Genomic DNA, 11,803 nt, shown 5'->3' with positions numbered 1-11,803 from the left:
GGCAAAGGACCGGAAATAATGCGGCGCCCTTGATCGGGCGCCGCTGTATGTGTAGACGAGGCGCGTTCAGCCTACGTGCCGCTTCACCCAGTCAACATATCGATCGACGAACTTCTGCAGGAACTTGCGCGTGTCGTCGCTCGCGATGTCGCCGTTCTCATCGATCTGGCCAGCCGTATGCTTGATGAACATCTCCGGTTGACCAAGCGTCTGCACGTCGAGATACGCCAGCACGTTGCGCAGATGCTGTTGCGCGAGCGCCGTGCCCGTCGCACCCGGCGATGTGCCGATCACGGCGCCGGGCTTGCCGCCCCAGACGCTATGGCCCCAAGGGCGTGAACCCCAGTCGAGCGCGTTCTTCAATACGCCGGGCATCGAGCGGTTGTATTCGGGCGTGACGAACAGCAGCCCGTTGGCAGCATGGATCTGCTGCTTAAAGTGACGCGCGACTTCTGGGAAATCGTGGTCGTAGTCCTGGCTGTAGAGCGGGAGAGAACCGACGTCGAGAAACTCGAAAGAAAAGTCTGAAGGCGCAAGTGAGATCAACGCCTTTGCCAGCTGGCGATTGGTCGAGTCGCGGCGCAAGCTGCCGACGACCACTGCAATTTGATAGGCCATGTGTTCCTTCCTCGGTTGGCGCGAAACGCGCAAAAGGGGATGCGGCCTGTCAATCATAGCGGCCGATCGGGCGTCCCGAAACACGGCGTTAGTGCCCTTGATATGACGTTTTTGTTACCTGCAGTGGATAAACCGGGGTACGCAAAAGTTATCCACAGATTTTCTGGATAACCCTGTGGATAGGTCGAATCTTTGCCTTATCAATCAAGCGCGTCGTCGGGCTGTCGCCATACGCAACAAACGGCGCGCAACTTCACTTGCGGTTACAGCTTTGCGTTGAGCCGGTCGATAGCGATTTCGAAGTGCTGGGCGTCGTGCTCGCGCAAGGAGCAGAAGCCGCGCGCTTGAACAGCCGGGCGGCGAGATGTCCGTCGAAGGCACGCAAGCGGATGAAACACACAGCGCGGCGAACTTTCCGAGCGCGGGAAGCAGGTCTGGCGGACGCGCAGCGGGCTCGATGGAGGTGGAAAGGTCTGATCGCGCGGGTCACATATAAGAAAGGGCGCTCTGGGGCGCCCTTTCCTTGTGACCGACTGCAATTACGAACTTAGTTGCCGAAGAACACGTTGCAATACGAGGCGGGACCTTCGCACTTCGGGTTGCTGTCGGCATGGGCAACCCCGGTCGCACCGGCCAAAAGCGCAATGGATGCAACGAGGGCGGAAAGAAGGCGTTTCATGGTGACTCCTGGATTCTCAGCGTTGATGCGATCGCGTCGCGATCGTTGAGGCGGAGAATATCCACGGAGCGCACGTCCAGGAATAGCCGGATTGCCAAGAGATTTTTTCATCGGCTGTAGTAATCACGAGCTGCTCAGGTGGCGGAGTAGGGATGTAGACCCCGTGCAGGTTCGCCGGCGGACGAATTCGATCCGTTTCGCGTCTTTCAAGATCGGCAACAATCAATTGCGTATTGCAGTGGCCTTTCAGCCGCCTAACGCGCTGATGGAGGGATCTCGCGATAACGCGCCAGGTATGCACCGTGTGCGACCTCGTCCACGCTGACAGGATGACGTGCAGACGACGCGGGATGTTTCTCCAGCATTGCCACGGGACGAATCGGCCGATGTTGGAAATTTCCACCACAGTTCGGACACACATTGCGCAGCGCGGTCAGCGCGCAGGCTTCGCAAAACGTACATTCGAAACTGCAGATCATTGCGTCTTTCGAGTCAGGTGGCAGTGCCTTGCCACAACCTTCGCATGACAGTCTTAGTTCGAGCATGTCCTGTCTCCAGAATCGACGAGATTTGGCGTTCGTTCCGCCCCGTTGGGGGAGCGGTGAATGGTTGAAGTTTATGGAAGCCGGATTCGGCAAATGTGTCAGCGCGGCGTCAATTCCTGCCACGCAGGATGAACCGAACTACGCCGCAGACTCGGTGTGATTTGCTTATGCGAATTTATCGGTTCGCGGAGATCCGTCATCGGCTTATCGTTGAGCGCAATCGGTCCCTGTTGCGACCGTATTTGCTACATCGAATCCGTATATGTCTCAACACTCCACGTTCACACGCCGCGCATTCCTGGCGGGAGCCGGCGCACTCCTCGCGTCGACCGCTTTGCCCGTATTCGCGCAGACGCGCGCAAAAGAAATCCGTATCGGTTATCAAAAGGCCGCAAGTACGCTTGTGTTGCTGAAAGCACATGGGACGCTTGAAAAGCGCTTCGCGCCGCTGGGTGTCGGAGTGAAGTGGACGGAATTTCCGGCAGGCCCGCAATTGCTGGAAGGACTCAACGTCGGTTCGATCGATTTCGGCTATGTCGGAGAGGCGCCGCCTGTCATCGCGCAAGCTGCTGGCGCCAACTTCGTGTACACCGCGTACGAAATCCCGACGCCGCAAGCCGAAGGCATTCTCGTCCATCGCGATGCGCCGATTCAATCCGTTGCGGATCTGAAGGGAAAACGGGTGGCGTTGAACAAGGGTTCCGATGTGCACTGGTTCCTGGTCGCCGCGCTTCAGAAAGCAGGTGTGAAATACACCGATATTCAAACTGTGTTCTTGCCGCCCGCTGACGCGCGCGCCGCATTCGAGCGCGGCGCAATCGATGCGTGGGCAGTCTGGGATCCGTTTCTCGAAGCTGCAAAGCGCCAGTCGAATGCGAGACTGTTGACCGACGGTGCGGGCATCGTCAGCCATCACCAGTTCTTCCTCAGCGCGCGCCCGTTTGCTCAGCAAAACGCTGAACTGATCGATGCCGTTGTTGCCGAGGCTGGCAAAGAGGGCGTCTGGGTCCGCGATCACTACGCGGAAGCGGCTGCACAACTCGCACCGATTCAGGGACTCGACGCCAGCGTGGTCGAAGCGAGCTTGCGACACTATGCGCACGTCTACAAGCCCATCGATGCAGGCGTGCTCGCCGAGCAGCAGAGGATTGCCGATGCGTTCACTGAGCTTCGCATCATCCCGACGAAGATCGTCACGAAGGAAGCGGTTCTCGGCGTGAAAGCGTAGTGTCCATCTAATGCCTGCGCGCGATGCGGATTCCCGTCGTCGCGCGCGTCACGTTACTTGGCCAGATCGGGAAACAGAGCTTTGACGTTCTCGGGCGGCCGTCCGATCACGGCGCGTCCATTGCGAACGACGATCGGACGTTGAAGCAGGATCGGATTCGCAGCGATCGCTTCGTATAACTGATCGTCGGTCAACGAGGCGTCAGCCAGGCCCAGTTCTTTATAGATGGCTTCTGAATCTCGAATCATCTCGCGAACGGGGCACCCCAACATTCGATTCAGTTCCTTCAACTGCGCCACGGACAGTGGCGTTCGAAGGTACTCGACCACCTCCACTGGTTCGTTCGACGGGTTGTAGACGTCGCGAATGAGTTCACATGCGCCACGGGATTTCGAGCAGCGCGGGTTGTGGTAGACGGTGATCATGGGCGTTATGCGGGAAGTGAAAGGGTGAGGTTGAGGATTCTAGCTGCTGCGTTTGTCTGGCGTGGCGGTTGTCGCTCAACTGGCGGCCAATGATTGCGGCTTGCGCTTGAGGACGGGTTCTAGGCGCTGCGCCGCTTGTATGGGCTGTTCAGTCAAAGCAGCTCTGATCTTCGCCATCAGGGGCCTTCATGAATACGCCTGCGGCGTGGGGAGTAATGCCGATGGGCGCCCAAAGCCGCTTGGGCGGCGCTTCCACCGCCACACCTCTCATTACCCGGTCGAGTTTATGCGCATAACTTCGACATGCCTGTGCCGTACGGCGGTAGCAGTGCGTCATATCCAGTCGGCGGGCGGCTGGTGCTCAACCAGGTTTATGCGCATAAACCCACAGTCGTTTCGGGCACGCTGCTGCCCGTAGTTAGCAGCCGTTCCACGGTCTGCCAAAGACTCCGTGGTTGATCGCTTGCGCGAACCTGTTACGCGACGCTCCCTTCATATCGACTGAACCGCGATGACCGGTGGTCGGCAAAAACCGCACAGTCTCCTGCGACGCCGCCCGCATTCACCATTCCGCGCTTCGGCTTTATGCGCATAAAGCCACGTCAAACGGCTTATAACTGTTGCAAGTAACCAAAAATGTTTGAATTAGAAAAACGCCAAGGTAAAATTCAGCGGCGTCCAAAAAGAGGAGGTGAACATTGGCAGCAGAAATCATCGCAGTGACACAGCAGAAAGGCGGAGTCGGTAAGAGCACGATTGCGATGCACCTCGGCGCAGCCTTCCATGAAAGAGGCAAGCGCGTCCTCGTCGTCGACGCCGATGGTCAAAACACCCTCATTCACTGGGCGAGCGCATCTTCGGATAGTGAGTCCGGCATTCCATTCCCCGTCGTCAATCTCTCCGAGGCGGGCTCGCAGATCCATCGCGAGATCAAGAAGTTCGTTGCGGACTACGACCTGATCGTCGTCGACTGCCCGCCGTCGATCACGGAAAAGGTCTCCGGCGTGGTCCTTCTCGCCGCAACGGTCGCCGTGATGCCGACGTCCTCGTCGCCAGCGGATTACTGGTCGAGCGTGGGTCTCGTCAAGCTGGTCCAGCAGGCACAGGTCATGAACGAAGACCTCCGTGCCGTCTTTCTCCTCAATAAGACCGAAGAGAAGCGAATGCTGACGCGTGAGTTGAAGCGAGCGTTGGAAGAACTTGGCTTCCCGCTCCTGCGCACCCAGATCCCCACGCGCGAGGCCTATAAACAGGCGATGGCGCTTGGTCAGACAGTCTTGCAGATGAACGATCGGGGCGCGAAGCTGGCCGCTCTCGAAGTTCGCGCCTGCGCTGACGAGATCGCCGCCCTGCTCCCCTGAATTTATGCGCATAAAGGTACTTGAATGAAACCATCCCAATTCGCCAAAGGCTTCCAGGCACGTCCCGATACGACCAGCAGCGAAAAGCGCACGGCGCTCGATCGGCTGAACGCGATCGACGGGCTGGTGCAAAACGCAGCGAAGAACACGAACATTGCCGCATTCAAGAGCCCCGCTGTAGCGCCAACTTCGCCGAGCGAAGCGGAGCCCACCGAATTCGCGAACGAATCGCTTGAATACCGCGCGTGGCGAGCCGAGCACAGCTATCGCGCCGGACAGATCGTTGAGCTTCCGCTGAAGGCGATCAAGCCGAGTCCGTTCAACCCACGGTATTTCTATCTGAAGTCGTCGATTGCCGAGCTCGCGGTCAACCTCGCGAAGCAAGGACAGCAGCAAGCCATTCACGTCATTCCCGACTACGACAATCCGGGAAGCTATTTCGTCAGCGATGGCGGCCGACGTGTCCGGGCATTGAAAGAAGCGAATAAGGAGACGGTGAAGGCAATCGTCATCGATCTCCCGATCGGCATTCAGAGCTACAAACTTGGCTACGACCTCAACGTCCAGCGCGATTCACAGACCGTGTTCGATAACGCGATCGTGTGGCGACGCTTCCTGGACGAGAAACACTTTCAGAGTCAGAAGGAACTCGCTGAACATCTCGGTCTCGATGAATCGACGATCGCCGTGGCACTCTCGATTGCGAAACTGCCGGAGACCGTGATGCAGGAGATGGTCGCGCGACCGGATCGCTTCGGCTCGAATATGGCGTATCAGGTCGGCCGGTATCACTCGGCGCGCGGCACGGATTCGACGCTGCGTCTTATCAACAAGATCCTCTCCGACGATCTGAGCACGCGCCAGGTCGCCGATATCGTGAAGGGAAGGGCGACGGCACAGGAAAGCGCGAAGCCGGCAGGACGCCAGCGTTACGCGCAGCGGCTCGATATCAAGCTAGCCGGGGTATCGGTCGGCGACCTGAAGTCATATGGAGAAGACAGGCTCGAGCTGAAATTGCGGGGATTGACGCGTGATAAGCGCGACGAAATTCTCCGACAGATCGAGCAGATGCTGTCGGAACAGAAATAAGTTACGCAAGAAATAGCGCGCCAACGATGGCGCGCTTCACAGAATCAAGCAGGAATCAAGCGGCCCGCGATTGGCTCAACGTGAACGAAAGCAAATCGCCATCCGTCGGCTCGCCCCAGGTCTTGCGCGCGAGCCAGTCAAAGAATGCGGTTTCCGTCAGCTTCGATTCCAGGCCGCGTCGTCGCCAATCGTCGCGCATGTGGCCACCGAGGCCCGGCAATTCATCCTCTTCGAACGAACGGCGAGCCAGCTCGCGTTCCGCTTCGCCCTGTTCCTGGTACAGCGCCTGCGCTTCCTTGCGCCGATGCGCCATGTACTCGTCCAGGAGTCTCGCCTTCGGATCGTCGGCAGGCGCGCCACCCGCCGCACCTTTGCCAGCCGCCGCTGACGGCAATGCATCGACAGGCGGCGCATAGCCCTTCTTCAGTGCGTCCTTGAACAGCGCCGGCGCGCTGCGCACAGGCGGCAACGTGGTGCTCCGCATCCGCTGCTCGGTCATTTGCAGCGCCGCACGAATCCGGTTTTCCTCGCTATCGGCGTACAGCGTTTGCGCCTCTTTGAGCGGAATGCCGATCTTCACCATCCGATCGACGAGCGTGCTGTCGAAAACATTCGGATGCTCATCGAGCGCGAGCATCGGCTGCTTGCGCTCAGTCACCCGAAACTGGATTTCGGCGACCCGGCGACCTTCACGATGCTCGATGAGTTCGACGAAGATATTTGTGACGGCATTCACTTCCGCGATCGCCGGGCGCAAGTAGTCGCGCTTGAAATACTTGTATTCGCGCTTGGCTTCATCGCCGGCTTCCGTGTCGGGCGTACCCGACAGGATAGGCCGCCACCATTCCCACGCCTCACGCATCGTCAGATGGCTCGGATTGGTCAGATAACGCACACAGATTTCATAGAGCGCGAGGCCCGCGCTGCTGCGCAACTGGCTTTGGAACTGCAAGCTCAACCGCGCGTATTGCACGGGATCAAGCAGTTTCTTTTTGATCTTCGGCGCGAACGAGAATTCGACCCAGACGCGACGCGTCGTCGGATCTTCGAGAATTTCGGCGTCGGCGATAAGCGTGGAGATGCCCCATTTGCGGCCGGGCTTCTGGCTCGACGTTCCCTGGCTCCATTCGACCTGCACGGAGACCATGCGACGCAAGTGCTCCTTGACGAGGGCGGTGTCGTTCGAATCGAAAGCCGAGTTTGCGACGATATCCGACAGGAGCGCACGATAGGTGTCGCCCGATTCGTCCGCTTGCTGAGCAACCGTGAGCAGGACATTGAACAGTTTGCGTGTGAGCAGCGTGATCTTGCCGCTCTTGGGCTGAATGGCAATCGCCTCGACGGCTTTGCGCAGTTCGGCGGAGCTTGGGCTCACCACATCGGTCTTTTTCGCGCGCTTCGTCGTGGCCATGCGTCGAGTCAGGAAGAGATTTTGCGAAAGCATACCGGCTGTGGTGATGCGCGTCTACACCACCTCTCTCACCTACGTTGGGTGAAACCAGCTTAACCTGCCAGACTCACCAGGAGCGGGTCCCGAAAACCCTCACCGTTCACAGCGATCAGCCTCTTCCGGCCGCGTTGATGGTCGCGGACCATGCGTAAACGCCGTCGAACTGGCCGATCCAGAAGCTAGCGAATGACTTCCTGAAGATCCTCACCATTGCGAGCGTCGCAAATCCGCGACGCCGGTTTGGGCCGCGAGCTTCACCGGGACACAACGCGGGCAAACGCGCGCGCACTCTTGTAAGACGTGCCTTTCCCTCGACGCCCTCGATGCTGTAGGAACAGAGGATCCACACATGTACGTCGCGCGGTTCAACTCGCGGTCGGATCTGCGTGCCCTGATCCACAACGCGGAGCGCTTTACCAGCCAAGAATAGGTGCTCAGAAGGCGGAATGTTAAATCCGAGCACCGCATCGCAGCTCGGACGATCGGTCATCAGGCCACGACCCAAGTACTGATCCCCGAATATTCTCACCTTTGGCATCGCGCAAGCTGAGGTCTGGCGGGATTTCGCGCCCTATAGATAAATCGTCGACGGAAAAATGCTCCCGAATGTTCTCACCTTGAGCGGCGATCGCTCGTAATGAATGGATCGCTCGGCACCAGTCCGTCGGCCCCCGAATACGCTCACCTTTTGACAACAATCGACAAAAAACCAATCAATTTAGGCACTTAGCTCATGCCTATTTGGCCGTCTGGCCCGCAGGCAAGACGGTAGCCTCCTGAAAAGCCTCACCTTTAGCTACTCGCGACATGAAACGATGCCTAAAAACTGGACAAACGGCTCTCCCGAAAAACCTCACCTAAGTAAAACCGCACGGTGATCGACGACTCGCATGGGGCCGCACCGGCACTGCCTGCCGCGGCGATTTTTGCTGGGCGAGTCCCGCATTTCCTCACCTTTTTGCTCCGACGGGCACCTAATTCCTCCCGTAACGTCTCACCTTTCGACTTCCGGTGGCAATTCTGGCGCAAGATATGCGTGCATTTTGCGAATCCTGAATCCGCTCACCTTTGGCACCTGGGTTGCTGCAAACGTCGTTTTTCTTCTCCTGTCCTAGAAACGAAGAACGCTCTGCTCTCCCGTAAAGCCTCACCTTTGTGCATTGCGCGTCAAAAATTGGCTCAAAACGGCTTCCAGGCCCCGAAAAGTCTCACCTTCGACTCCCGTTTTCTCCCGTGAGCGCTCACCAAGCACTCTTCGAGCTCTTAAAATCGACCCAAATCACCCTCAATTCCCTCTCCTGAATCCCCTCACCACGCTTCGGCGAGTGCGAAATCGAAGCAGCCAGCGTATACGGGCCCCAATCGACCGATGGCTCCCGAAAACCTTCACCTATGATCGGCAGCCGCCGTCAGAGCGCTCCCGAAGCCACTCACGATCTTTCCCGAGCCTGCTCACCCATGTCCCTGAACTCCATCACTGCGTTATCCTGCCGACGCTCACCATCCATCCCGTAAACCTTCACCTGACTAGGCGCTACGCCTTATCCAGTAAGGCTTCTGCCAGGCGTTAACGTTTTTAACTAAGGTTCAAAGGTGTTTACTTTTATTACTCTCAACAACGGGCCCCGCGAGCATCCCCAGAAAACCACCATACCAACATCGAAAACGCTCGCACCTCGTGCGTGAAACAGTGCCAAAACATCCTGTCAGCAAGTAAATATATTTATTAACAACGGCTTAGCAGGTATTCTTCGATTTGTTTCACGGATCAACCCGCGCCATTGATACCGACGCGACGAATTTGGCTTGATCCGACCGGCTGTGGCGAGAAGGACGCATCGAAGCCTAAAAACGTATCAAACACTACGTAAATTGTTATGATTCGTCGAACTCACGTAGCTTAGAGACAATCATGAACCTGGACGAAGAACGCCAAGCCATCCGAAAAGAACTCGATACACTGCGTGCCAATGGGGCGCGTCGCCAGGAACTGTCGCTTCATGCCTGCAAACGCCTCTTCTTCGACCTCGGCATTCGCCCGTCCATGGCTGCGGTGCGTGACCTGACGCAAACGGGCAGTGCGAGTGACATCCCAAAAGACATCGACAGTTTCTGGGAACGTATTCGCTCTGCCTCGCGCGTGCGCGTTGGCGCCGGCGTGATTCCCAAAGCGTTGGAAGAAAAAGCGGGCGAACTATTGGGTGCGCTTTTCGAAGATGCGCTGTCACACGCAAAAGCGTCGCTCGATGACGAGCGTCGGGAACTCCATGCATTGCGCGCTGCGGCCGAGCGCGATTCTCACGAAGGCAAAATTCGAAAAGAAATTTCTGAGGAAGCTATACAGCGCAGCGAGGCACGCGCCGACGCCGCCTGGGAACGCGTCCGTGTTCTTGAGACTCAACTTGCCGCAGTGAACACCAGCGGATCGGCACATCAGGAAGGATTGAAGGCGTCCGTCCGTCGACTGGAAGCCGAGAACGAATCGTTGCACAAGCGTCTTGATACCGAACAGTCGACGAACGCGGGCCTGCGCGACCGTCTCGATGGGTTGCATGCCGAAATGCGGCAAAACGCCGAGCACTACGCGCAACAGATCAAGGATGCCGTGGCCGAGGCCGAGCGTCGCGTCAAGCCAATGCTCGTGGAACTGGACTCCTTGCGTGCGATGGCGGCGACGTATCAGACGGGGGTGCGCGATGCGAGCCGGAAGGAATTTGATTTCATCCAGCAACTAGCGGCTGCCAAGGCGCGCGGTGACAGGTTGGAGGCGCAATGGCGCGAACAATCGGACGAACTTGATCTGCTGACGCGCCAGATGACTGCGCTGCGCGCCCAGCAAGGCATCGACCCTACCGTCGCGGAATTGCTCTGTCAGCTGGCAAGTGCCGGCAGGCTGAGCACGCAGGAATTGGAGTCGATCGGAACGGCCGCCGATGGACACGTTGCGGTGCCGACCCGCTGTCCGAAATGCGCCGAAGGTGAGCCGGAGCTTTCACAGGTCGATCACCGCTATGAACTCCTTTGTCCTGAATGCGAGCACTCGTCGGGAACGGGCGGTTCGCGGTTGGCGGCGGTGACACGCTTTATGGCTACGACGCAAACTTCGGCGTTGACCTGATCGCAAAACGAGTTGGTTTCTCCGAAAGCGCTCGAGGTGAGCGTTTTCGGGGCTTCGAAGGTGAAGGTTTACGGGAGCCGTCTAGCCGCGGTCCTGCGTCTGCTCGGGATCTTCAGAAGACGTTGGTGTTTCCGCAAGGCGCATTTCGGCGTCGAATTTTTCCTGGTCATTCCACGTCTTCCACGCGCGATGCAATCGATTCGCGGAAACAGCCTGCGCGAATCCAAGCCATTGTCCGACGACCTCCGGTTCCACCCCGCTTTCGAACAGATCGGCAGCGAACGAGTTACGCAAAGTGTGGGGACTTGCACGTGCTTCGCGCGATCGACTGATTCCTGCCGCTTCGACAAGAGCGTCGACGGCGCGAAGCATCGTCGCCTTATGCATTGGACGACCCGATGGCGAGGCGGGGAAAACCAGCTCGCCGGGCAGTTCCGCTTGCTTGCGTTCGTCGAGCCAGGCGTCCAGAACGGACACGGCAAATGGTGCGAGCCGCGTTCTCCGCGTGAACAATGGATTGGGCGCTTCGATCACGACCCACGGCGAACCCGCTGTCATGCAATCAACCGAAATCGTGCGCGCTTCGCCTGTTTTGATACCGCCGCCAAGAAAAACAGCAATCAAGGCGCGATCGCGGCGCTCGCGCCAGCGCTGGGCCGACGTGAGATTTGTCACGGGCGAAGAAAGATAAGCGATCAAGGCTGAACGCTCTGCGATGGTCAGAAACCCTGTCGGCTCGTTGTCGCGCGCATTACGCCATTCCGCTTCGCCATCCTGAGCAATGAATCGCGCGGGGTTGGTCGATGCGAGTTCGATCTCGCGCACATGGTCGAGCACGCGCTCGATCAACCGGAGATATCGGGCGCGTTGCGGCTTTCGGATCGACAGTCCGCCGACGAATTCCGCTATCGATCGCATGTCGACCGTGACGAGATTCTTGTGACGCGCCTGTAGCCATTCGAGAAAAAGTCCCCACTGCGCGCGATACACCTCCGCCGACGAATGGCGAAAGTTTTGCCCGGCGAGCCATGCATCGAAAGCTGTGCGCGGATCGACCAGCCAGTCTTGACGTTCCGTATCGAATAGATCCGCACCAGTGGCGGATAGACCAGTGGGGCCAACAGGATCGGTGGAGACCATAGTATGTCTTTCCGTTAGTTGCATGGGACGATTGTAGTCGGTCGACGGGCGGGATACTTTGTGTTGGAAACCGTCGGCGTCCCAGTTCGGCAGGCCGCGCAGACTTTACGCGCATAAACTCCTGCCGCCCGCAGATCGCAGCCACGTCCG

The 11,803-nt window shown here is 58.3% G+C and carries 10 protein-coding genes; 4 read left to right on the top strand and 6 right to left on the bottom strand.

The window, feature by feature from the left end; translation table 11 throughout:
* Positions 1-66: 66 nt before the first annotated feature.
* The 3 genes from SB822_RS05090 to SB822_RS05080 all read right to left on the bottom strand — a co-directional run bounded on the left by SB822_RS05090 (position 67) and on the right by SB822_RS05080 (position 1,842).
* On the bottom strand, positions 67-618 hold the full coding sequence (locus SB822_RS05090) for an NADPH-dependent FMN reductase (protein WP_007732874.1): 552 nt from the start codon (positions 616-618) through the stop codon (positions 67-69).
* Positions 619-1,165: 547 nt separating this feature from the next.
* Positions 1,166-1,297 (bottom strand): hypothetical protein, encoded by a 132-nt coding sequence (locus SB822_RS05085; protein WP_007582908.1) that lies wholly within the window; start codon positions 1,295-1,297, stop codon positions 1,166-1,168.
* A gap of 254 nt (positions 1,298-1,551) precedes the next feature.
* The gene (locus tag SB822_RS05080; protein WP_079487575.1) at positions 1,552-1,842 is read right to left on the bottom strand and encodes a DUF1272 domain-containing protein; all 291 of its coding nucleotides are present in this window, start codon (positions 1,840-1,842) and stop codon (positions 1,552-1,554) included.
* Positions 1,843-2,104: 262 nt separating this feature from the next.
* Between SB822_RS05080 and SB822_RS05075 the strand changes: the two genes are divergently transcribed.
* Positions 2,105-3,070 carry a sulfonate ABC transporter substrate-binding protein gene (locus tag SB822_RS05075; RefSeq protein WP_086918290.1) on the top strand — a complete coding sequence of 322 codons (966 nt, stop codon included), beginning with the start codon at positions 2,105-2,107 and terminating at the stop codon, positions 3,068-3,070.
* A gap of 53 nt (positions 3,071-3,123) precedes the next feature.
* On the opposite strand, the gene arsC is transcribed toward SB822_RS05075, so the two are convergent.
* Positions 3,124-3,495, bottom strand: a complete 372-nt coding sequence (gene arsC, locus SB822_RS05070; protein ID WP_410854195.1) for an arsenate reductase (glutaredoxin) — start codon at positions 3,493-3,495, stop codon at positions 3,124-3,126.
* Between the two features lie 698 nt (positions 3,496-4,193).
* On the opposite strand from arsC, the gene parA reads away from it, so the two are divergent.
* Positions 4,194-4,856 (top strand): ParA family partition ATPase, encoded by a 663-nt coding sequence (parA, locus tag SB822_RS05065; protein WP_007582903.1) that lies wholly within the window; start codon positions 4,194-4,196, stop codon positions 4,854-4,856.
* 24 nt (positions 4,857-4,880) lie between these two features.
* The gene (locus SB822_RS05060; protein ID WP_410854194.1) at positions 4,881-5,945 is read left to right on the top strand and encodes a ParB/RepB/Spo0J family partition protein; all 1,065 of its coding nucleotides are present in this window, start codon (positions 4,881-4,883) and stop codon (positions 5,943-5,945) included.
* A 55-nt stretch (positions 5,946-6,000) separates the two neighbouring features.
* On the opposite strand, the gene SB822_RS05055 is transcribed toward SB822_RS05060, so the two are convergent.
* A complete protein-coding gene (locus SB822_RS05055) occupies positions 6,001-7,356 on the bottom strand; it encodes a replication initiation protein (RefSeq protein ID WP_410854193.1) in 1,356 nt (451 codons plus the stop codon).
* A 1,951-nt stretch (positions 7,357-9,307) separates the two neighbouring features.
* On the opposite strand from SB822_RS05055, the gene SB822_RS05050 reads away from it, so the two are divergent.
* Positions 9,308-10,513, top strand: coding sequence for a DNA-binding protein (locus SB822_RS05050; protein ID WP_410854192.1), 1,206 nt, complete (start codon positions 9,308-9,310; stop codon positions 10,511-10,513).
* Positions 10,514-10,594: 81 nt separating this feature from the next.
* Here SB822_RS05050 and SB822_RS05045 read toward each other — a convergent pair whose 3' ends face one another.
* Positions 10,595-11,653, bottom strand: a complete 1,059-nt coding sequence (locus tag SB822_RS05045) for a tyrosine-type recombinase/integrase (RefSeq protein WP_410854191.1) — start codon at positions 11,651-11,653, stop codon at positions 10,595-10,597.
* Positions 11,654-11,803: the final 150 nt, after the last annotated feature.

The organism is Paraburkholderia sp. SIMBA_054 (genome assembly GCF_046534875.1).
Classification (GTDB): domain Bacteria; phylum Pseudomonadota; class Gammaproteobacteria; order Burkholderiales; family Burkholderiaceae; genus Paraburkholderia; species Paraburkholderia hospita.
This window is presented reverse-complemented; position numbering and strand designations above follow the sequence as displayed.